General features: G+C 71.1%; 19 protein-coding genes. 8 read left to right on the top strand and 11 right to left on the bottom strand.

The window, feature by feature from the left end; all coding sequences use genetic code 11:
• Positions 1–143: 143 nt before the first annotated feature.
• The 7 genes from EJC77_RS01365 (at position 144) to EJC77_RS01335 (ending at position 6,250) form a co-directional block, all read left to right on the top strand.
• Positions 144–1,448 carry a DUF7847 domain-containing protein gene (locus tag EJC77_RS01365; protein WP_125609768.1) on the top strand — a complete coding sequence of 435 codons (1,305 nt, stop codon included), beginning with the start codon at positions 144–146 and terminating at the stop codon, positions 1,446–1,448.
• 26 nt (positions 1,449–1,474) lie between these two features.
• Positions 1,475–2,188, top strand: coding sequence for a DUF4129 domain-containing protein (locus EJC77_RS01360; RefSeq protein WP_164520272.1), 714 nt, complete (start codon positions 1,475–1,477; stop codon positions 2,186–2,188).
• Positions 2,185–3,408: a DUF4350 domain-containing protein gene (locus EJC77_RS20245; protein WP_164520271.1), complete on the top strand. Its 1,224-nt coding sequence runs from the start codon at positions 2,185–2,187 to the stop codon at positions 3,406–3,408. The genes EJC77_RS01360 and EJC77_RS20245 overlap by 4 nt, the downstream gene beginning before the upstream one ends.
• Positions 3,405–4,403, top strand: a complete 999-nt coding sequence (locus tag EJC77_RS01350; protein ID WP_125609766.1) for an AAA family ATPase — start codon at positions 3,405–3,407, stop codon at positions 4,401–4,403. Before EJC77_RS20245 ends, EJC77_RS01350 begins: the two co-directional genes overlap by 4 nt.
• A gap of 3 nt (positions 4,404–4,406) precedes the next feature.
• Positions 4,407–5,699, top strand: a complete 1,293-nt coding sequence (locus tag EJC77_RS01345) for a DUF58 domain-containing protein (RefSeq protein WP_125609765.1) — start codon at positions 4,407–4,409, stop codon at positions 5,697–5,699.
• A gap of 66 nt (positions 5,700–5,765) precedes the next feature.
• Positions 5,766–5,987, top strand: coding sequence for a type II toxin-antitoxin system RelB family antitoxin (relB, locus tag EJC77_RS01340; RefSeq protein ID WP_125609764.1), 222 nt, complete (start codon positions 5,766–5,768; stop codon positions 5,985–5,987).
• Positions 5,984–6,250 (top strand): type II toxin-antitoxin system RelE family toxin, encoded by a 267-nt coding sequence (locus tag EJC77_RS01335; protein WP_125609763.1) that lies wholly within the window; start codon positions 5,984–5,986, stop codon positions 6,248–6,250. The genes relB and EJC77_RS01335 overlap by 4 nt, the downstream gene beginning before the upstream one ends.
• A gap of 36 nt (positions 6,251–6,286) precedes the next feature.
• On the opposite strand, the gene EJC77_RS01330 is transcribed toward EJC77_RS01335, so the two are convergent.
• The 10 genes from EJC77_RS01330 to EJC77_RS01285 all read right to left on the bottom strand — a co-directional run bounded on the left by EJC77_RS01330 (position 6,287) and on the right by EJC77_RS01285 (position 17,611).
• Positions 6,287–7,363: a uroporphyrinogen decarboxylase/cobalamine-independent methonine synthase family protein gene (locus EJC77_RS01330; protein ID WP_125609762.1), complete on the bottom strand. Its 1,077-nt coding sequence runs from the start codon at positions 7,361–7,363 to the stop codon at positions 6,287–6,289.
• Positions 7,360–7,848 carry a chorismate mutase gene (locus EJC77_RS01325; protein WP_125609761.1) on the bottom strand — a complete coding sequence of 163 codons (489 nt, stop codon included), beginning with the start codon at positions 7,846–7,848 and terminating at the stop codon, positions 7,360–7,362. Before EJC77_RS01325 ends, EJC77_RS01330 begins: the two co-directional genes overlap by 4 nt.
• 85 nt (positions 7,849–7,933) lie before the next feature.
• A complete protein-coding gene (locus tag EJC77_RS01320; RefSeq protein ID WP_125609760.1) occupies positions 7,934–9,622 on the bottom strand; it encodes a dipeptide ABC transporter ATP-binding protein in 1,689 nt (562 codons plus the stop codon).
• On the bottom strand, positions 9,619–10,569 hold the full coding sequence (locus EJC77_RS01315) for an ABC transporter permease (protein WP_125609759.1): 951 nt from the start codon (positions 10,567–10,569) through the stop codon (positions 9,619–9,621). Before EJC77_RS01315 ends, EJC77_RS01320 begins: the two co-directional genes overlap by 4 nt.
• A gap of 2 nt (positions 10,570–10,571) precedes the next feature.
• Complete coding sequence (locus tag EJC77_RS01310) at positions 10,572–11,660, bottom strand: ABC transporter permease (RefSeq protein ID WP_125609758.1); 1,089 nt, start codon at positions 11,658–11,660, stop codon at positions 10,572–10,574.
• 86 nt (positions 11,661–11,746) lie between these two features.
• On the bottom strand, positions 11,747–13,396 hold the full coding sequence (locus tag EJC77_RS01305) for an ABC transporter substrate-binding protein (RefSeq protein ID WP_125609757.1): 1,650 nt from the start codon (positions 13,394–13,396) through the stop codon (positions 11,747–11,749).
• A 142-nt stretch (positions 13,397–13,538) separates the two neighbouring features.
• Positions 13,539–14,150 carry a TIGR03086 family metal-binding protein gene (locus EJC77_RS01300; RefSeq protein ID WP_125609756.1) on the bottom strand — a complete coding sequence of 204 codons (612 nt, stop codon included), beginning with the start codon at positions 14,148–14,150 and terminating at the stop codon, positions 13,539–13,541.
• 113 nt (positions 14,151–14,263) lie between these two features.
• Positions 14,264–15,400, bottom strand: a complete 1,137-nt coding sequence (mnmA, locus tag EJC77_RS01295; RefSeq protein WP_125609755.1) for a tRNA 2-thiouridine(34) synthase MnmA — start codon at positions 15,398–15,400, stop codon at positions 14,264–14,266.
• Positions 15,401–15,515: 115 nt separating this feature from the next.
• Positions 15,516–16,739: a cysteine desulfurase family protein gene (locus EJC77_RS01290; RefSeq protein ID WP_125609754.1), complete on the bottom strand. Its 1,224-nt coding sequence runs from the start codon at positions 16,737–16,739 to the stop codon at positions 15,516–15,518.
• Between the two features lie 20 nt (positions 16,740–16,759).
• Positions 16,760–17,611, bottom strand: a complete 852-nt coding sequence (locus EJC77_RS01285; RefSeq protein WP_125609753.1) for a hypothetical protein — start codon at positions 17,609–17,611, stop codon at positions 16,760–16,762.
• 311 nt (positions 17,612–17,922) lie between these two features.
• Between EJC77_RS01285 and EJC77_RS01280 the strand changes: the two genes are divergently transcribed.
• Positions 17,923–19,746, top strand: coding sequence for an HNH endonuclease signature motif containing protein (locus tag EJC77_RS01280; RefSeq protein WP_164520269.1), 1,824 nt, complete (start codon positions 17,923–17,925; stop codon positions 19,744–19,746).
• Between the two features lie 105 nt (positions 19,747–19,851).
• On the opposite strand, the gene EJC77_RS01275 is transcribed toward EJC77_RS01280, so the two are convergent.
• Entirely contained in the window at positions 19,852–20,520 is a 669-nt protein-coding gene (locus EJC77_RS01275) for a helix-turn-helix transcriptional regulator (RefSeq protein ID WP_240629633.1), read from the bottom strand.
• Positions 20,521–20,579 lie beyond the last annotated feature (59 nt).

Genomic DNA, 20,579 nt, shown 5'->3' with positions numbered 1-20,579 from the left:
GTCCCGTTGGACGCTCCCGTGGCACCCGGGCGGGCGAATCGTGCGGAACGATCCGGACCCGCACGAATCGCCGCCGCCGATCGTTGTTTCCATATAGATTTGTACCAACGAGTCACAGCAACATCACGACATTGGGGAGCACCATGGCGCAGGAACAGCAGCCGCAGGCACCGGACCCGCAAGGTTCCGGCGCGGCGGATTCCGGCCCGGCGGGTTCCGGCCCGCCCGCCTGGGGCCAGGGCCAGCCGCCGGCGTGGGGCCAGCCACCCGCCTGGGGCCAGGCGCCGGCACAGCCCCCGCAGCCGCGCTGGGGCCAGTACGCCCCGGCACCCGGCCCGTACCCGGGCGCCCCGCAGTGGGGCCCGCCGCAGTACCCCTACGGGGGGTATGTGGCCCCGCCGAAGCCCGGCGTCATCCCGTTGCGCCCGCTGGGCTTGGGCGAGGTGCTCGACGGCGCGTTCCAGGCGGCCCGCCGCAACGGCAAGGCGATGTTCGGCTCGGCGCTCATCGTCCAGGCGCTGTCCGCGGCGCTGATGGGCGTGACCCTGTTCGTGCTCCTGGGCAACGGCGAGGTCATGTCGTGGCTGGACAGCGAGTCCGTGCCGACCGATTCGCAGCTCGGCGGCTGGCTCGTGACCGCCGGGGCCGGCACACTGGTCGCCGGCGCCGTGATCTCCGTGGCCCAGCTGGTGCTCGAGGGAGTCTTGGTCATCCCGGTCATGCGGGCCGTCCTGAACCGGCACACCACGTTCGCCGACATGTGGAAGCTGGCCCGCCCCCGCCTGGGCACCCTGGTGCTGCTCGCCGTCGTCTATCTGGCCGCGGGCGTGGCGGCCTTCGCGATCCTCGGCGGGCTTGCGGTCCTGCTCATCTCGACGTCGGGCGGCGTCGGCGTGGGCGTGAGCGTCATGCTGGTCCTGGCCGCCGCGCCGCTCCTCGTGTGGGTCGGCATCAAGCTGCTGTTCGCTCCCGCCGCGATCGTGGCGGAGAACCTGGGCCTTGGCGCGGCCGTCAAGCGGTCCTGGTCGCTGACCGCCGGGCACTGGTGGCGCACGTTCGGGATCGTGCTGCTGGCGGGGGTGATCACGGCCGTCATCGGCGGGATCATCACCACCCCGGTCTCATTCGTCGTGTCACTGGGCTCCACCATGGCCAACCCGAACCCGACGCCCGGGCAGCTGGTGACGCAGGTGGTCGTCGCGCAGGTCATTTCCATGCTGGTCTCCAGCCTGGTCGGCGCCGTGACGCTGGCGTTCCAGACCGGTGTCATGGCGCTGTTGTACGTTGACCTGCGCATGCGCCGGGAGGGCTTCGACGTCGTCCTGTTGCGCGCCGCGGAGAACCCGGTCGACGACGGCGGCATCCCCGGCGTTCAAGGTGTCCCACCGGGTGCCATGCCGCCGGCACCGCCGCCGGCCGGCGGCCACGCCAACCCCTACCGGTCGTAACCCGACCGCATGAGTGTCCCAGGATGATGCTGCCGTGGCCGGCCGCGGTTCCGGTGACGCCCGACGCCGGCACCGCCCGGCGCTGGGCCGTGCAGGAATTGTCCCGGCGGGTCTACCAGGACGCGAAGCCCGGGGTGGCGCAATTGGTCTGGGACTGGATTGTCCGCACCCTCGATGACTTCCTGTCCGGGCTGGCCCACCTGGCCGCCAGCCCGGCCCTCTGGCTCCTGCTGGGCCTCGTCGTCGTGCTGGTCACCGCCGCGATCGTGGTGGTCCGGCCGCGCCTGGAGCGCCGCCGCGCCATGGCCGGCAGCACGGTGTTCGACGGCGGGACGGTCCTTTCCGCCGACGCCCACCGGGCCGCGGCCCGGACGGCCGAGGCCGCCGGCGACCTGGCCACGGCGGTCGCCGAGCTGTTCCGTGCCATGGTGCGCCGGGCGGAGGAACGCGACCTGCTGGCACCGGCGCCCGGCCGCACGGCGGACGAGGTCGCCGCCGCGCTGGCCGGCGTCTTCCCGGACCACCGGCACCCGCTGGCCGCCGCGGCCGGGCTGTTCAACGCGGTCCGGTATGGACACGGCACCCCGTCGCCGGCCGAATGGACGACGCTCGCCGGCCTCGACGCGGCGCTGGCCGCGGCCCGCCCCGCGCCACCCCTGGCCGACCCGTCTGATCCGTCCAACCTGGCCGACCCGTCCGATCCGGGAGCGCCCGTGGCATCCGGGGGCGTCCGGCCATGACCACGTTCCGCACGGAGGCGGTCGCCGCACCCGAGCGCCTGCGCCGGGGCTGGCGCCGGCACCGGTTCTGGATCATCGTCGTGGCCGTCTCGCTGGCGGTCGCGGTGGGCGGCTACGTGCTCTCCGTCGCCGGCACGCGCAGCGGCAGGCCGCTGGCCGCCGACAACCCGGCCCCGGCGGGCGGCCAGGCCGCCGCGACGGTCCTGGCGAACCAGGGCGTGCGGGTGATCCCGGCCGATTCGCTCACCGCCACGGTCCGCGCCCTGGAGGATGCCCCGCACGGCAGCAGCACGGTCCTGTTCTATGACCCGCTGCATCTGCTGGCCGGCGACCAGGTCACGGCGCTGGGCGATGCCGCCCGTCGAGCGGGCGCCAGGATCGTGGCGATCGAGCCCGGCCCGCTGGCCGTGCGGCGGCTGGACTCGCGGTTCGGCTCCGGCGGCGTCCTGCCGGCCACGGCCGGCTCACCGGGGACCCTGCCCGCCGGCTGCGCGAACGCGGATGCCGTGGCGGCCGGCGGCATCTCGCCGGCCGCGGCACCCGGCGGCGCGGCGAATGCGGCATCGGCGCTCGTCTATCACGGCCCCGTGACGTGTTTTTCCGGGGTCATGGCGAGCACCGGCGGAGGCCGGGTCACGGTATTGGGTGCGGCCGCCGTCGTCGACAATGGGCACCTTGACGTGGCGGGCAACGCGGCGCTGGCGTTCCGGCTGCTGGGCGGCACGCCGAACCTGCTGTGGTACATCGCGTCGCCGGCGGACATCCCGGCGAGCGACCAAAAACCCGATCTGGCGGCGCTCACACCCGGGTGGATCCTGCCCGCGGCGCTGTGGCTGATGGGCGCGGCGCTGGTGGGCATGCTGTGGCGGGGGCGGCGGCTCGGGCCACTCGTCGAGGAGCCGCTGCCGGTGATCGTGGCGGCGTCCGAGACGGTGACCGGGCGGGCCCGGCTCTACCAGGATGCGAAGGCCGTGGGGCTGGCGGGCCGAACGCTGCAAACCGCCACGCGCGGGCGGCTGGCCCGGTACCTGCGGCTGGGTTCGGGTGCGGATGCCGGCGCCGTCGCGACGGCGGTGGCGGCGTCTTTGGCAGGGCACGGCACGGTGCCGCATGCAAGACTGGTCGAGTTGCTCGTGACGGCCGTGCCGCGCACCGAGAAGGAACTGCTCGCACTGGCCCAGGAATTGGACGCACTAGAGGAAGAAGTCGTGACCCGATGACCGAACAGCACCCCGTGCCACCCGCGGCGCCGGTTTCCGTCGCCACGGCGGACGCCGCCACCGCCCTGCTGCGGGTCCGCGACGAGGTGGCCAAGGCCGTGGTGGGGCAGGACGCGACCGTGACGGGCCTGCTCATCGCCCTGTTGTGCGGCGGGCACGTGCTGCTCGAGGGCGTGCCCGGCGTGGCCAAGACGCTGCTGGCGCGGGCGTTGTCGGCGTCGCTCGGCCTGGACACGAAGCGGGTGCAGTTCACCCCGGACCTGATGCCCGGCGACGTGACCGGTTCGCTGGTGTACGACGCACACACCTCCGGGTTCACCTTCCGTGCGGGCCCCGTGTTCACGAACATCCTGCTGGCGGACGAGATCAACCGGACTCCGCCGAAGACGCAGGCGTCGCTGCTGGAGGCCATGGAGGAACACCAGGTCTCGGTGGATGGCGTGTCCCGCCGGCTGCCGGCGCCGTTCCTGGTCGCGGCCACGCAGAACCCGGTGGAGTATGAGGGCACGTATCCGCTGCCGGAGGCGCAACTGGACCGGTTCCTGCTGAAACTTTCCATGCCTCTGCCCGAGCGGGACGCCGAGATCGAGGTGATCCGCCGGCACGCGCTGGGCTTCGACCCGCAGGACCTGCGCGCCGCCGGTGTGCGGCCCGTCGCCGGGGCCGCGGAGCTCGCGGCCGCGCAGGCCGCGGTGGCCCGGGTCGAGGTGGCGCCGGAGGTCCTGGCCTACATCGTCGACGTCGCGCGCGCGACCCGGGCGGCGCCGTCGTTCCAGCTCGGCGTGTCCCCGCGCGGGGCCACCGCGCTGTTGAAGACGGCGCGCGCGTTCGCGTGGCTGTCCGGCCGCGCCTACGTGACCCCCGACGACGTGAAGGCGCTCGCGCTGCCGGCGCTGCGGCACCGTGTGGCGTTGGGGCCGGAGGCGGAGATGGACGGCGTGGCCGTGGACGGCGTGTTGGCGTCCATCCTGGCCACGGTGCCGGTGCCGCGCTGACCCATGGCGGTGACCGGACGCTTCTTCCTGCTGGTGCTGCTCGGCGTGGTGCCGATCATCGCCGCGCCCCGGGGATCGACCGTGCTGCTCGTGGCGGCCGTGCTGGTGCTGCTGGCCGGCGCCGACCTGGTGCTGGCCGCGTCGCCGCGGCGGGTGGCGTTGCGCCGCACGCTGCCCGGCTCGGTGCGGCTGGGCGAACCGGTCACCGCCGTGCTGCACGTGGCCAACGAATCGCCGCGGACGCTGCGGGGTCTGGTCCGGGACGGGTGGCAGCCCTCGGCCGGGGCGCTCGACCCGCTCCAGACCCTGCACGTCCGGGCCGGGGAGCGCGCCGCCATGAGCGTGTCCCTGCGGCCGGTGCGCCGCGGCGACCTGGCATCCTCCCACGTGACCGTCCGCTCGCTGGGTCCGCTGGGGCTGGCTGCCCGGCAGCACACGATCGCCGCGCCGGGCCTGCTGCGCGTGCTGCCGCCGTTCCATGCGAAGCGGCACCTGCCCTCGAAGCTGCGCCGGCTGCGCGAGCTGGACGGCAGGGCGGCCGTGCAGATCCGCGGCGCCGGCACGGAGTTCGACTCGCTGCGCGACTACGTGCGCGGCGACGACGTCCGCTCCATCGACTGGCGCGCCACGGCGCGCCGGCGCGACGTCGTGGTGCGCACGTGGCGGCCCGAACGCGACCGGCGGGTGGTGATCGTGCTGGACACCTCGCGCACGTCGGCGGCCCGGATCGGCGACGAGCCGCGCCTGGACACGGGCATCGAGGCGGCGCTGCTGCTGGCCGTGCTGGCCGAGCGCGGCGGCGACCGGGTGGACCTGCTGGCGTTCGACCGGCGGCTGCGCGCCCGCGTCGCCTCCACGGGCCGCGGCAGCATGCTCGGGTCGCTGGTGCAGGCGCTGGCGCCCGTGCAGCCCGAGCTGATCGAACTGGATGCCGCCGCGCTGCCCGGGGCCATCCGCGCCGTCGCCCCGCACCGCTCGCTCGTGGTGCTGCTGACGTCGCTGGACACGGGCGCGGCCGAGCAGGGGCTGGTCCCGCTCGTCGAGGCGCTGGTCCGCCGGCACGTGGTGGTGGTCGCCTCGGTCCGCGACCCGCACCTTGACGCGACGCGCAGGGAACGGACGACGACGACACTCACCTACCGCGCGGCCGCCGCCGAACATGCGCTGGCCGAACGGGCCGCACTGGCCGCCGTGCTGCGGCAGTTGGGCGCCGAGGCGGTCGATGCGACGCCGCACCAGCTGCCGCCGGACCTTGCCGACGCGTACATCCGGCTCAAGGCGGCGGGGCGGTTGTAGGGCGCACAGCATGCCGAGGGACTATCATGGATGTATACATGTCTTACAGGGTGATGAGGTGCGGTGATGACCATTTCCATCCGTCTGACGGCCGATGAGGAGGCCCGTCTGGATCGCCTCGCCCAACGGACGGGACGCTCGAAGAGCTTCTACGTTCGGGCCGCATTACACGAACATCTGGAAGATCTTGAGGATGCGTACGCGGCAGACGAAGCCCTCTCGACCTTCGAAGCCGGCGGCCGGAAGAGCCGGCCGCTGTCAGCCCTGCTGGCTGAGACAGGCCAATGACGCCGCGGTGGCACGTTGAGACCACCGAACAATTTGACCGGGATTTCAGAAAGCTCGACCGACCCGTTCAACGTCGCATAGCGACCTACCTTGAAGAAGTGCAACTACTCGAGAGTCCACGAACCCGCGGCAAGGGCCTGACCGCGAATCACGCGGGCGTGTGGCGCTATCGAGTCGGAGACTACCGGGTACTTGCACAAATCATGGACGAAACACTGACCATACTGGCGCTGCACGTCGCTCACCGCAGTCAAGTCTACTGAACCGGTCCCGCCTCTTCCGTCGCCGCAGGAGCCGGGTCAGTCTCCCGTGCGCACGTCGTTCAGGGCCCGGGCCGTGTCCGTGGTGCGGGCCAGGACGGCACGGGCGGCCGCCGGGGACAGGCCGGCAAGCCCGGCCTCGGGCGTGAGGCGCAGCCCGGCCAACGACCCGGCCGGCAGGCCGATGCCATTCCAGGGCCGCATGACGCGCTCCACCAGAGCCGACACCTGCGGGAGGGCGGCCGTCGCGGGCACCACTCCGGCCCACAGCCGCGTGCCTGATTCCAGCGCCCCGGCCAGCACCTCCCAGTGCCTCGGGTCGAGCCTGGCCAGCGGCACGGCCACGGCTTCGGCGTCACCGGCCACGGCCAGCTCCAGCCCCGTCCGCCAACCGGAGCTGTCCTCCCGGCCGCTCCCCGGCAGGGACCCGGTCCCAAGATTGAGCACCACGTCGGTCGCGCCGGCGTCATGCGCGGCACGCACGAGCAATTGCCAGGCGCCCCGCACCTCATCCTTGGGCACGGACCGCAGTGTCCGGTAGCCGGATGCCGTCGGAATTGCGCCGTCCAGCACGCGGGCGATGTCCGTCTCGTCCAGCTGCACCGTGATCGCCGCGCCCGGCACGGCCTGCGCCACCATCGCGACATGCCCGGCCAGGCCCGCGGCCAGCGACTCGGCCACGTCCCGGCGTGCCCCGTGATCCAGCAGGGCACGCTCGCCGTAGTGAAGGTACACGGACGCGGCCAACGTCAAGGGGCCCAGCACCTGGATCTTCACGGCCGGGGGCACGGATTCGCGGGTGCCGGCCACGTCCGCCAGCACGTTGACGTCCGACGCCAACATGGACACGGCGCGCCGGTGATCCGCCCCCGGCCGCTCGACCAGCCGCCACCCGAACGGCTGGACGTCCACGGGCAGTTCAACGAGCAATGCGGCGGTCCGGCCCACGGCGTCCGTGCCGACGCCGCGGTCCGGCAGTTCGGGCAACAAGGGCAGGTGCGGGTCGCCCAACTCCCCGAGCGCGACCATCACCGCCTCGGGCATGTCGATGCCCGGCCACGGTCCCAGCGCCGTGGCGGTGACGACCTCGGCCGAAGCGTCGGGAGCGGCGCTCACGGAAGGCGCGTGACGCCGTCGTCCGCGGACAGGGCCGCGGACCGGTCCGCGGAACTGTGGGCGGCGCGCACGGCGGAGTCGGTTGCCTCGGCGGCGGCATGGCTCTCCGAGATGGCCTGGTGGTGGCGGATCACTTCGCTGATGATGAAATTCAGGAACTTCTCCGCGAACGCCGGGTCCAGGTGCGCGGACTCGGCCAGGGCACGGAGCCGGGCGATCTGGGCGGTCTCCCGGGTGGGGTCCGCCGGCGGCAGCTTGTGCCGGGCCTTCAGCACGCCCACCCGCTGGGTCGCCTTGAAGCGTTCCGCCAGGAGGTAGACGAGCGTGGCGTCGATGTTGTCGATGCTGGAGCGCATGGAGAGAAGCTCGGCCATGACGGCCGGGTCGACGGTGCCGGCCAGCGAACTGGCGGCGGGGTCGTAACCCGGCCCGGGTGTGTGGTCGGAGGGCTGGCCGGACGCGGTGTGCTCACGGGATTCGGTCATGATCCTAAGTTTAGGGGCAAGTTCATGGACCCGGTTCATGGACAGGGGGCGGGACGCCGCGGCGCCCCGCCCCGCCCACACGCGGCTACAACCCCAGCAGCGCCCGGTGCACGGCCCGCCGCTTCGCCTGCTCGGCCGGGTTCGGCACCGGCAGCGACGCGATGAGCCGTTTCGTGTAGTCGTCCTGCGGATCGCCCATGACGGCGCTGCCGATCCCCTGCTCCACGAGCCGGCCCTTGTACAACACGCCCACCCAGTGCGAGAGCATGTCCACGACGGCCAGGTCGTGGCTGATGAACAGCGCCGCGAACCCGAACTCGGCCTGGATCTCCTTGAACAGTTCCAGCACCTTGGCCTGCACCGACACGTCCAGGGCGGACGTGGGCTCGTCGGCGATCAGCAGCTTCGGCCGCAGCGCCAGCGCACGCGCCAATGACGCCCGCTGCCGCTGGCCGCCGGAGAGCTCGTGCGGGAACCGGTCCGCATAGCCGCGCGGCAGCTGCACGGACTCGAGCAGGTCCCCGACCCGCTTCGTCAAGGCCGGGCCGGTGGTCCCCTCATGGATGACGATCGGCTCGGCCACGCATTCGCCGATGCTCAGGTGCGGGTTGAACGACGCCGCCGGGTCCTGGAAAACGAACCCGATGTCCTTGCGCACCGGCCGGAACGACCGCTCCCTGAACCCGAGCATCTCGTGCCCGAGCACGTTCAGCGACCCGCCCGTGGTGCGGTTCAGCCCGGCAATGGCCCGGCCGATCGTCGTCTTGCCGGAGCCGGACTCGCCGACCAGGCCAAACACCTCCCCGGCACTGATCGTGAAGGACACGTCATCCACGGCCCGGAACCCGCCACGGCCCAGCCGGCCCGGGTACTCAATGACCAGGTTCCGGGCCTCCACGAGCACCGGCGCGTCCTGGTGCGCCCGCGCGGTGAGCCCGGCCGAGGCGCTGTTGCGGCCCAGGTGCGGCACGGCGGCGAGCAGGTCCTTCGTGTAGTCCTCGCGCGGGGTGGCGAACAGCGTGGTGGCGTCGGCCTCCTCGACGACGTCGCCGTGGTACATGACCACCACCCGATCGGCCAGGTCGGCCACCACGCCCATGTTGTGCGTGATCAGCACGATCGAGGTGCCGTAGTCGTCGCGCAACGCCCGCAACAGTTCCAGGATCTCGGCCTGCACGGTCACGTCCAGCGCCGTGGTCGGTTCGTCGGCGACGATCAACCCCGGGTTCAGCGCCAGCGCGGCGGCGATGACGACGCGCTGCTTCTGCCCGCCGGAGAACTGGTGCGGATAGTAGTTGACCCGCTCCTCCGGGTCGGGGATGCCGACCTTGCGCAGCGCCTCGACGGCGAGAGCCCTGGCCTGCCTGCGGCTGGGCTTCTTGCCGCCGGGGGCGTGGGCGCGCAGCCCCTCGGCGATCTGCCACCCGACTGTGAAGACGGGGTTGAGCGCCGTGGACGGCTCCTGGAACACCATGGCCACGTCGCGCCCGCGGATGGCCCGCACGGACCGAACGCCGGCGCTGATGACGTCGTTGCCGCTGATGATGACGGCGCCGCTGCTCACGGCCGTCTCGGGCAGCAGCCCCAGGATGGCCTTGGCCGTGACGGTCTTGCCGGAGCCCGATTCGCCGACGACGGCGACGATCTCCCCGGGCGCCACGGAGAAGGACACGTCGTCGACGGCCAGCACGGCCCCGGCGTCGGTGGCGAACGTGACCTTCAGGCGGGCGATGTCCAGCACAGGATTCGCCTCCGTTTGACCAACAGTGCTCATGCGTCCACCAACTCCTTGTTCTTCCGCCCGTTCTTCCGCCCGGCCCGCTTGCGCCCGCGCAGCCGCGGGTCGTTCAGGTCATTCATCGATTCGCCGAGCAGCGTCAGCCCGAGCACCGTCAGCACGATCGCCGCCCCGGGGAACACGCCGGTCCACCAGATGCCGGCCGTAGCGTCCGACTGGGCGTGGTTGAGGTCGTACCCCCATTCGGCCGCGGACGTCGGCTCGATGCCGAAGCCGAGGAAGCCCAGCGCGGCGAGCGTCAGGATGGCCTCGGAGGCATTGAGCGTGAAGATCAGCGGCAGCGTCCGGGTGGCGTTCTTGTAGATGTGGCGGGCCATGATGCGCACGCTGGACGCGCCCACCACCTTCGCCGACTCCACGAACGGCTCCGCCTTCAACCGGATCGTCTCGGCCCGGATGACGCGGAAGTACTGCGGAATGAACACGACGGTGATCGAGATGGCGGCGGAGAAGATGCCGCCCCACAGGCTCGAAGAGCCGTGGCTGATGGCGATCGACATGACGATGGCCAGCAGCAGCGTCGGGAACGCGTAGATCGCGTCCGCCACGACCACCAGCACCCGATCCAGCCAGCCGCCGAAGTAGCCGGAGAGCAGGCCGAGCATCACGCCGATGAAGATCGAGAGGATGACGGCGACGACGACGACCAGCACCGCCGTCTGGGCACCCCAGATGGTGCGCGAGAAGACGTCGTAACCGCCCGCCGTCGTCCCCCAGATATGCGCGGACGACGGCGGATCCTGGGTTGCGCTGAACTGCTGGCTGAAGCCGTAGGGGGCGATCAGTGGTGCGAGCGCCGCGGTGAGCAGGAACAGCACCGTGACGACGATGCCGACGATGAGCATGCCGCGCTGCAGCCCGACGCTGCTGCGCAGGTGCGAGATGAGCGGCAGGTTCCGCACGAAGGACTTGTCCGTGGCCATGGTCAGTACCTCACCCTCGGGTCGATGAGCGCGGCGACGACGTCGACGATGAAGTTCGTGACGGCGACGATCACGGCCAGCAGGGCCACGATGCCCTGCACGGCCACGAAGTCGCGGGCCGTGAGGTAGTGGGCCAGCTGGAAGCCGAGCCCCTTCCATTCGAACGTGGTCTCGGTCAGCACGGCGCCGCCGAGCAGCAGGGCGATCTGCATGCCCATGACCGTGATGATGGGGATCAGCGCCGGTTTGTAGGCGTGCCGGGTCAGCAGCCGGTACTCGCGCACGCCGCGCGAACGCCCGGCCTCCACATAGTCCTTGTTCCACGTGCCGATGACATTGGTGCGGACCAGGCGCAGGAACACGCCGCCGGTGAGCAGGCCCAGGGCGATGGCCGGCAGGATGGCGTGCTGGGCGACGTCGCCCAGGGCGGCCCAGTTTCCGCTGCGCAGCGCGTCGAGCCAGTAGATTCCCGTCGGGGTGGACAGCGCCGTCAGGGCCATTTCATTGATCGGCTTCACGCGCCCGGCGACCGGCAGCCAGCCGAGCCAGACGGAGAAGATGAGCTTGAGGATCAGGCCGGCGAAGAAGACCGGGGTGGCGTAAAACAGGATGGCGAAGACACGCAAGGCCGCATCGGGCCATTTATCGCGCTTGTACGCGGCCAGCATGCCCAGCGGGATGCCGACGATCAGGGCGACGATGAGCGAGTTGATGGCCAGTTCCAGCGTGGCCGCCCCGTAGGTGGCCAACATGTCCGTCACCTTGAGGTTGTCGGAGATGGTGCGGCCGAAGTCGCCGCGCAGCAGCTGGCCCAGGTATTCGACGTATTGGATGAAGAGGGGCCGGTCATAGCCGGCCTCGTGGATGCGCTGGGCCAGCTGGTCCGGTGGCAGCCGGCCGCCGAGCGCGGCCGTGATGGGGTCGCCGGTGACGCGCATGAGGAAGAACACGAGCGTCACGAGGATCAGGATGGTGGGGAAGATCAGCAGGAACCTGATCAGGAGGTACCTGCCCAGCCCTCCCCCGTTCTTGGTCTTCCTTGTGGGAAGGAGGTCTGCCGTGGTTTCCGGCAGTTCGGTCAAAGCGGTCATGGTTGCCTGTTTCTCCGATGGCTGGGGTCGAACGGTCGCGCCGGTGCACCACCCGTGGCGGGCGGTGCACCGGCGCGATGGAACGGTTACGACTTGGCGAGCACGCCCAGCCGGAACTTGAACGACGGGTCCAGCGTGTCCTTCACGCCGGTGACGTTCTTGCCGGAGACGGCAACCTGGGCGCCCTGCAGCAACGGCAGCGTCGGGATGTCCTTCGCCACGGCCGTCTGGATGTCCTCGATCAGCTTGGTCCTGGCGGCCTTGTCGGTCGTGGAGCGCTGCTCCTCGATCTTGGCCTGGACGTCCTTGTTGGCGTAGTGGTTCTTCAGGAAGTTGTTGGCGCTGAAGAACGGCGTCAGGTAGTTGTCGGCGTCGGAGTAGTCCGGGAACCAGCCCAGCTGGTACATCGGGTAGGCGTCCAGGACCCGCTGCTTCGTGTAGGTGACCCACTCGGTGGACTGCAGGTTCACCTTGAACAGGCCGGTCTTCTCCAGCTGCGTCTTGACGAGCGCGTACTCATCGGACGACGACGGGCCGTAGTGGTCCGAGTTGTACTGCAGGTCCAGCGTCACCGGCGTCTGCACTCCGGCGTCGGCCAGCGTCTTCTTGGCCTTGTCGGCGTCCGGGCCGCCCTGGCCGTCGCCATAGGACGTCTTCAGCGGCTCGATGGCGCCGGTGAAGCCCTGCGGGACCCACGAGTAGGCCGGCAGGTAGGTGCCCTTGTAGACCTGCGTGGCGATGGCCGCACGGTCGATGGAATCGGCCATGGCCTGGCGGACGGCCAGCGACTTGGCCGGGTCCGGCGTGGACGTCTTGGCGCCGTACGGCATGGTGTTGAAGTTGAACACGATGTAGCGCAATTCGCCGCCGGGGCCGATGTCGACGTTGACCTTGCTGTCCTTCTTCAGGCTGTCGATGTCGGTGGCCGTCATGCTGCGCCAGGCGACGTCGATGTTGCCCTGCTGGACGTCGAGCTTGAGGTTGTTCGAGTTGGCGTAGTACTTCAGGGTGACGTTGGCCGTCTTGGGTGCGCCGAGCACGCCCTGGTAGCCGTCGTACTTCTTGAAGCTGATGAGCTCGTTCTTCTTGTAGGAGTCGATGGTGTACGGGCCGGCGAACGATTTGCCCGCGATGATCGCGTCGTCGTCGAGCACCTTGTCGGCCGGGAACACCGAGTCGTCGACGATGGGGCCGGCGGGGCTGCTGAGCACCTGCGGAAACGTCTGGTCGTTGGGCGTCTTCAGCTTGAACACGACTGTGGTGGCATCCGGGGTGCTGACGCTGGCCAGGTTGCCCAGCAGCGCGGCCGGGCCGTTGGCGTCGTTGATCTTCAGCTGGCGGTCGAACGTGAACTTCACGTCCTTGGAGTCCAGGGCGCTGCCGTTGGCCCACTTCAGCCCGGGCTTGAGCTTGACCGTGTAGTCGGTGGGGGTGGTGAAGGACGCCGACTCTGCAATGTCCGGTTCGGGCGTCGGATCGGTGGCCCCGGGCTTGGTGTTCATCAGGAACGGGTAGATCTGGTTCATCACCATGAACGAGCCGTTGTCGTAGGAACCGGCCGGGTCGAGGAACGTCACCTTGTCGGTGGTGCCCACCACGACGGGCGCCCCCGCATTACCCCCGGACGTGTTCTGGCCTCCGCCCTGCGCACTGGGTCCGGTGCAGGCGGTCAGCGCCATTGCCGATACTCCCGCGAAAGCCAGCGCCGCGCGCAGGCCGAATCTCTTGTTAGCCATCTGCATTCTTTCTGTCGGAACGCGCACGTGTCACGGGGCGCACGACGGGTGGTCGTGTGATCCGTGACACGTGCCTGATGGTTCGTTTCTACCAGATCCCGGCTGCCACTCCGGCACCAGAGGCCCAGTTGCAACCAGATGGTTACCTGACGGACTCCATGCGCGGGCCGGACTGGAACGCCGGATTGCGGCCAAACCAGCCGGCCAGGCGTTCGTACGGGCCGGCCGATCCGGACACGTGCACCTCCGCGCCAAAGGGCTTGTCCGGCCCGCGCAGTTCGGGCCGGAGGGTGCGCAACGCCCACGCCAGCGACTGTTCTGCCAGCTCCGGGTCCAGGGAGACGGGGACGTCCGTGGCCACGACCAGGTCCCACGCGTGCATCGTGAACTCGGCGATATTCAGGCCGAGCCGGCTGCGCAGCGGCGCCTCGCCGCCGCCCGGCAACGCCACCTGGCGGCTGAGGTCCGCGGCGGTCCAGGCCCGCAACAGCATCGAGGCCCCGTCACTGAACCGGTGCGACCAGTCGGCGCCGACCGTGGCCGTGGCCGACAACGGGTCGACCACGTCGCCGCGGGCCATCGTCGTGAAGTGCGGCAGGGACTGCACCACCAGATGGTGCAGCAGATCCTGCACGCACCACTGCTCGCACGGAGTCGACCACACGGCACGTTCGGCGGGAATCTCGGCGATCACGCCGACGCACTGGTCGAGCGAGCGCTCCAGCACGGACATCGGGTTGGGAATCGTATGCATGGACAAGGCGTGCACCTTCCGGCAGCTGTGACGGCTTGAACGGAAGTCTACGCCAGTCCCCGGCCCCTCCCAGAGCTCGCACGCTCGCTCCGGGCCCCTCGGGGCCGGGGCCCCTAGAACTCCGGGCGCGCCAGCGAGCGGGCCGCGTCGATGGTGGCCTGGCCCAGCACACGGGTGCCCTGGTACAGCACCACGGTCTGTCCGGGCGCCACGCCGCGCAGCGGCTCGGCCAGGGTGACGGTCAGGCGTTGGCGACCGACGCCGTCGTCCATCACCTCGGTCACCCGGGCGCGGGCGGGCACGGGGTCGCCGTGGGCGCGGACCTGGGCGTGGCAGTCGAACTCCTCGCCGGTGGCGACCTCGGCGATGGGCAGCCCGGCCCAGGAGACCTTGATGCCGTTGAGCTCGTCGATGGCCAGCAGCGCGTGCGGGCCCACCACCACCTTGTTTTCCTTGGGCCGGATCTCCAACACGAAGCGCGGCTTGCCGTCGGCGGCGGGCGTGCCGAGCTTCAGGCCGCGGCGCTGGCCCACGGTGAACTGGTTGGCGCCGGTGTGCCCGCCGACCGTGGCGCCGGTTTCGTCGACGATGTCCCCGGGGGTCATCGGGATCTTCTCGGCCAGCCAGCCGGCCGTGTCGCCGTCGGAGATGAAGCAGATGTCGTGACTGTCCGGCTTCTTGGCCACGGACAGGCCGCGGCGCTCGGCCTCGGCCCGGACCTCGGCCTTGGACGGGGTGTCGGCGAGCGGGAACATGGAGTGCCTGAGCTGCTCGTGCGTGAGCACGCCAAGGACGTAGCTCTGGTCCTTGGCCCAGTCGGCGGCGCGGTGCAGCTCCGGGTTGCCGTCGGCGTCCGTGAAGACCTTCGCGTAGTGGCCGGTGCAGACGGCGTCGAAGCCCAGCGCGATGGCCTTTTCCAGCAGTGCCGCGAACTTGATGCGCTCGTTGCAGCGCATGCACGGGTTGGGGGTGCGGCCGGCGGCGTATTCGTCGATGAAGTCCTGGACCACGTCCTCCTTGAACCGCTCGGAGAAGTCCCAGACGTAGTAGGGGATGCCGAGTTTGTCAGCGGCACGCCAGGCGTCGTTGGAGTCCTCCACGGTGCAGCAGCCGCGGCTGCCGGTGCGCAGGGTGCCCGGCATGCGGGACAGCGCCAGGTGGACGCCGACGACGTCATGCCCGGCCTCCACGGCCCGGGCGGCGGCGACGGCGGAGTCCACTCCTCCGCTCATGGCGGCCAATACTCGCATTACTTGCCTTTCGTTAACAGTGGTTGAGCCTGTCGAAACCCGGATCTCGCTCCCCGGGCGCTCCCGTTGCTCGCAAGCTCGCAACGGGTCCCTCGCGCCCGTGGGCCCAGCTCGATCACCGGGTGGTGCTGGCGGTCCGGATGCTGGACGCACGCCCGGCCATGCCGGCCTGCTTGGCGCGTGCGTGCGCCTGCGGCAGCGCGGCCACGAAGGCATCAACGTCTTCCGGGCTGGATGTATGCCCGAGGCTGAAACGCTGGGCGCCACGGGCCGTGTCCTCATCCAGGCCCATGGCGAGCAGCACGTGCGACGGGCGCGGCACGCCGGCCGTGCACGCCGACCCGGTAGACGATTCGATGCCGGCCATGTCCAGCAGGAACAGCAGCGAATCACCCTCGCAGCCGGGGAAGGTGAAGTGCGCGTTGCCGGGCAGCCGCTTGTCCGGGGCCGTCGCCGGGTCGACGCCGCGCAGCACGGCCGCCGGGACGGCCGCCCGGACACCCTCGATGAGCGCGTCACGCAGGGCCGCGATGCGGGCGCTTTCCGCGGCAAGGTTGTCCGTGACATCCCTGGCGGCCGCGGCGAACGCGGCGATGCCGGCCGTGTCCAGCGTGCCGGAGCGCACGCCGCGCTCCTGCCCGCCGCCGTGCTGGACGGGCGTCAACGTCACGTCGCGGCCGAGCAGCAGCGCGCCCACGCCCACGGGTCCGCCGATCTTGTGGCCGCTGATCGACATGGCGGCCAGCCCGGATGCCCGAAAGTCCACCGGCACGGAACCAAACGCCTGGACGGCGTCGGAATGCACCGGGATGCCGTGCCCGGCGGCCAGCACCACGATGTCGGCTATGGGCTGGATCGTGCCCACCTCGTTGTTGGCCCACATGCAGGTGACCAGGGCGACCGACTCCGCGCCGCCGTCGTCCAATTCCTTTTCCAGCGCGGCCAGCGACACCGTGCCGGTGGCGTCGACGGGCAGCCAGACGGCCTCGGCGCCCTCATGCTTCTCCAGCCATTCGACGGTGTCCTGGACGGCGGCGTGCTCGATGCCGGAGACGAGGATGCGGCGGCGCTGCGGCTCGGCGGCATTCCGCGCCCAATACAGGCCCTTGACGGCCAGGTTGTCGGCCTCGGTGCCGCCGGAGGTGAAAATGACCTCGGTGGGGTGCGCGCCGGCGGCCACGGCGATGGTTTCGCGGGCCTCCTCGACCGTGGCGCGGGCACGCCGGCCGGCGCCGTGCAGCGAGGACGGGTTGCCGCTGCGGGCGAGGACTGTGGTGAGTGCGGCGAGGGCCGGGGCCGAGATGGGCGTGGTCGCCGCGTGGTCGAGGTACACGGGCACCGCTCCATTCTACGGCACGTCTACGGCACCCGGGGGTTCACGGTGTCGGCGTCCCAGGCCAGGCTGGTGGCCGGCGTGACCGGCAGCGCCTCCAGCAGCGGTGACCGGACGACGGCGTCAATCGCCTCGCGCGTGCCGCCCGCCAGGGTGGAATCAAAGTCGATCTCCGTGGCCAGGCACCAGGCGTGGTCGGCCGGCCAGGCGAGGTTGGGCGTCTGGGTGTTGAGTGTGCGCCCCTCCGCCCATGGCGGATGGGCCAGGTCCGTGATCGTCCCGCGGAACACGAAGTACTGCCGGAACCCATGGCCCACGTCCAGCAGCGTGCCATTGAGGACTTCATAGGGGAAGGACGGTTCCTGCAGGCGTTTCACCTGCGCCAGGAGTGCTGCCTGTTCCTCTTGGAACTCGGCGCTTGGCGTCTCCGGTTCGTCGACGGACCACAGCACGCTGACCGCGCCGGCGCCGTGGATCCAGCCGTACCCGTCCCACAGTGCCAGATAGACGTCCCGGGGCGTGCCGGTGTGCTCGCCGAGAATGGTCGCGAGGGCGGCGAGCTGCGCAGCGTCGAGTTCGCCCTCCCGGGGGACGTGCAGGTACTTCCCGTCCAGCACCAGCGGGTCGCCGTACGCGATGCCGGCCACGGCGGCGAACTGCGCGCACGGGTGGACGGCGCGGCCGGTCTTCCTGGCGATTTCGGACCAGGTCAGCGGCGTGCCATCCTCCCGGTTCACCGGGTGCAGGATCCGCGCGTAGGCCTCGAATCGGTCGGGCAGGCTCGCGGCCACCGTGGAGCGGTCCGCCGCCGGGCGCGCGCCCGAGCGAAAGGGTGCCAGCGCGTCCGCGATCCACTGTCCCGCGTCGGCGATGTCCATGCCGCCACCCTACGCCGCCCCCGTTCGAGGTTGCAGTAGTTCTGCGCATCACCGGCCCCCTGGCGCTGCGCCGCTCGTCGTGCGGTGATCGAGCGTGTCAAGACCTGGTCATGCGACTCCCGAATCGAATACATTACTCGTGCTGTCCGCGACTCAAGTAGGGCGCAGTTAAGCACCCATTTCGGCGCAATTTGGTGCTTAACCGCGCCCTAGATGGACGCCGGGATGGTATCGCCGATGGGCACTCATTTCTATATCTTATTTCAAGAAGCCTCTTTTCATCGAAGAGGTATTCTGGTAATGTGATGGTCATGGATACGGAGCAGGCCGCTCCCGACCACGCGGGGGCACGCACCACTCGTGGAGCCACCGACGGACGCCTCCGCCGGCTCCTGGACCTCGCCTACACAGCCACCCGGCCACCCCACGGGACCCCCGGCCCGGGACGTGCCGGCGAGTCCGGACCGGAGTTCCTGGGCCCCGTCGCGCTGGGCCTGGACCGAGTCCCCGACCCAGAACTGGTCACCCTCGCCCGGCACACCGAGGCGGTGGCCCACGCCCTGGCCGCCGTGCAGGTCCAACTCGCCGCGGAACTGGCCGCCCGGGCCGGGGCTGGGCGCTACGACGGCGCCGGCTCCCCGACCCCGGCCGTGTTCGTGGCCCATACCCTGCTTGCCTCCAGCGCCGAGACCGGACGGCGGCTCAAGGTCGCCGCCGCCGTGCTGCCCCACACAGACCCGCTCACGCACGCCGGGCGCCCGGCCGCGCACCCGCTGCTGGCCCGCGCCTTCTTCACCGGCCGGCTATCCCTGGAAACCGCCGCACTGATCGCCGACTACGCCCACCGCGCCACCGTGCTCATCACCGAACCCGACGACGACGGGCAGGAACCCGCGGGGGTCAGTGCGGAGCAGGCGGCCCGGGTCGAGGAGGTGCTCACCGATCTCGCCGACCGGCATCCACCGGAATCCGTACGCCAATGCGCGGTCCGTGCCCTGGCCCACCTGGACCCGGACGGGCAGACCCCCACCGAGGGCGAACTGCGCGCCAAGGAGGGCCTGCACTTCGGCCGGCCCCGCCGCGGACTCGTCTCCATCCGCGGCCACCTCACCGTCGCCGACTTCGAACTCTTCCTCGCCACCACCGGCACCGCCACCAACCCCCATCCCACCGGCGCCCCGACCACCCCCGGCACCGGAACGGGCGACGGCACCGGGACTGGCACCGGGGCCAGCGGCGCCGGCACCTCCGGTAACGCCGGCGGCAACACCGGCACCTCCGGTAACGCCGGCGGCAACACCGGCACCGCCGGCGCGCCGCTGCCCGGACAGCAGCCGCTCTGGGACACGGACGCCCCCGGGCGCGCCGGCGGGACCGGCGGCTCCCCCGGCGCTGGGCCGGGCGCGGATTCCGGCACGGACGCCCCGGATGATGCCGATGCCGACGGCGCGCACCCCGGCACGGACACCGGCAGCGCGACCGATCGGTTTTTCGCGGACGAGTGCGGGCTCTTCGATGCCGCCCAACCCGGGCAGGGGCCCGGCAACCCGGTGCTGCGGGACGAGCGGACCCGGGCGCAGAAACTGCTGCACCGGCTCCTGGACTGCCTGCGCCTGGCCGCGGCGACCGACACCCTGCCGGACAACGGCGGGCTGCGCCCGCAACTGCACGTCACCGTCGCCCTGGAGGACCTCCGCCGCGGGCTCGGCACCGCCCGGGTCCCCTACAGTGGCGAAATCCCGGTCGACCAGATCCGCCAAGCCGCCTGCGACGCCCAAATCATCCCGATCGTGATGAACGGGAAGGGCGCGGTCCTCGACCAGGGCCGCCGCCAACGCCTCGTCACCCCCGACATCAGACGTGCCCTGTACGCCCGCGACGGCGGTTGCGCGTTCCCCGACTGCGACCGGCCCCCGCAATGGGCCGAGGCCCACCACATCATCCCCTGGTCCGAGGGCGGACCCACCTCCGTGGCCAACTGCTGTCTCGTATGTTCATGGCATCACCACCTGCTCCACCGCACCGACTGGACCGTGACCATGATCAACGGCACCCCCTGGTTCACCGCGCCCCCGATCAAGGATCCCCTCCAACACCCCCTCCAAAACCTCTACCAACACCCACCCGACATCTGAACGCGGCGCACGCCCGCGGGTCTCGACCAGGCTCGACCACCGGGCCGGCAGGTGGGCACCGCCGTCGTCCGGCACGGGAGCCCGGGCGGGCAGCGCCCAACGGCCCTATGACACGTACGGGACGATGCGGGCGCAGCAGTGTGTCGGTTCCGAATCCTCCACGACCCGGTGGCCGGTGTCGCCGCAGCCGGCGAGCGCACCGGCGAGCAGGGAGCCGTTGAGCGAGCACACCACGTCCGTGTGGCGCCGGGCCAGCGCATGGAACGGGCAGTTTGCCAGGATGGTGCCGCCGGCGCCGTCCGGGTGGGGGTCGTAGCCGGTGGCGTCCAGCATGGCCTCGATCGAGCCGGCCCGCGCGCCAAGGCCGGTCCCGGCGTCGTACGCGACAGCCGCCACGGCCTCCCGGATGTCCACGGACGCGTCGGCCGAGTGTTGGACGGCGGCGGCCAGCAGGTCCGCGGCCAGGTCGTAGTGCCGGTCCGGCACGGAGGCGGCCACCTCGGCCAGGGCCGCCGTGTACAGCTTGGCCGGCCGCCCGGACCCGGGTCCCTGCCGGGGGCCGGTCTTCCGGAATTTGGTGCTGAGCAGGCCGGCCGCGACCAACCGGTCCAGCTGGACGCGCACGGTGCTGCGCGGCAGGCCCAGCTCCTCCGCGCAGTCATCGCAGCTCAGCGCCGTCCCCGCCCGCCGGACCACCTCGAACAGGTCACGCCGCACCGGGTCGCCCAGCGCCGCGACGGCGGCCAGGCGCTCAGATTCATCGAGTTGCGCCACAACAATCCCTCCGTTCCGGATCGCGGGCACGTCACGAATTGCGTCATGAAGGCTTGACG

Origin of the sequence: Specibacter cremeus (assembly GCF_003946885.1) — a bacterium.
Classification (GTDB): Bacteria; Actinomycetota; Actinomycetes; order Actinomycetales; family Micrococcaceae; genus Specibacter; species Specibacter cremeus.
Note: the sequence above shows the minus strand (reverse complement) of the source record. Positions and strands in the feature narration are given on the sequence as shown.

Coding starts and splice junctions, on each gene's coding strand:
- EJC77_RS01320 (WP_125609760.1), bottom strand. CDS start 9,622: ATGAGCACTGTTGGTCAAACGGAGGCGAATCCTGTGCTGGACATCGCC.
- EJC77_RS01280 (WP_164520269.1), top strand. CDS start 17,923: ATGGATACGGAGCAGGCCGCTCCCGACCACGCGGGGGCACGCACCACT.
- EJC77_RS01350 (WP_125609766.1), top strand. CDS start 3,405: ATGACCGAACAGCACCCCGTGCCACCCGCGGCGCCGGTTTCCGTCGCC.
- EJC77_RS01365 (WP_125609768.1), top strand. CDS start 144: ATGGCGCAGGAACAGCAGCCGCAGGCACCGGACCCGCAAGGTTCCGGC.
- EJC77_RS01305 (WP_125609757.1), bottom strand. CDS start 13,396: ATGGCTAACAAGAGATTCGGCCTGCGCGCGGCGCTGGCTTTCGCGGGA.
- EJC77_RS01345 (WP_125609765.1), top strand. CDS start 4,407: ATGGCGGTGACCGGACGCTTCTTCCTGCTGGTGCTGCTCGGCGTGGTG.
- EJC77_RS01285 (WP_125609753.1), bottom strand. CDS start 17,611: ATGGACATCGCCGACGCGGGACAGTGGATCGCGGACGCGCTGGCACCC.
- EJC77_RS01310 (WP_125609758.1), bottom strand. CDS start 11,660: ATGACCGCTTTGACCGAACTGCCGGAAACCACGGCAGACCTCCTTCCC.
- EJC77_RS01325 (WP_125609761.1), bottom strand. CDS start 7,848: ATGACCGAATCCCGTGAGCACACCGCGTCCGGCCAGCCCTCCGACCAC.
- mnmA (WP_125609755.1), bottom strand. CDS start 15,400: ATGCGAGTATTGGCCGCCATGAGCGGAGGAGTGGACTCCGCCGTCGCC.
- EJC77_RS01300 (WP_125609756.1), bottom strand. CDS start 14,150: ATGCATACGATTCCCAACCCGATGTCCGTGCTGGAGCGCTCGCTCGAC.
- EJC77_RS20245 (WP_164520271.1), top strand. CDS start 2,185: ATGACCACGTTCCGCACGGAGGCGGTCGCCGCACCCGAGCGCCTGCGC.
- relB (WP_125609764.1), top strand. CDS start 5,766: ATGACCATTTCCATCCGTCTGACGGCCGATGAGGAGGCCCGTCTGGAT.
- EJC77_RS01335 (WP_125609763.1), top strand. CDS start 5,984: ATGACGCCGCGGTGGCACGTTGAGACCACCGAACAATTTGACCGGGAT.
- EJC77_RS01360 (WP_164520272.1), top strand. CDS start 1,475: ATGCTGCCGTGGCCGGCCGCGGTTCCGGTGACGCCCGACGCCGGCACC.
- EJC77_RS01315 (WP_125609759.1), bottom strand. CDS start 10,569: ATGGCCACGGACAAGTCCTTCGTGCGGAACCTGCCGCTCATCTCGCAC.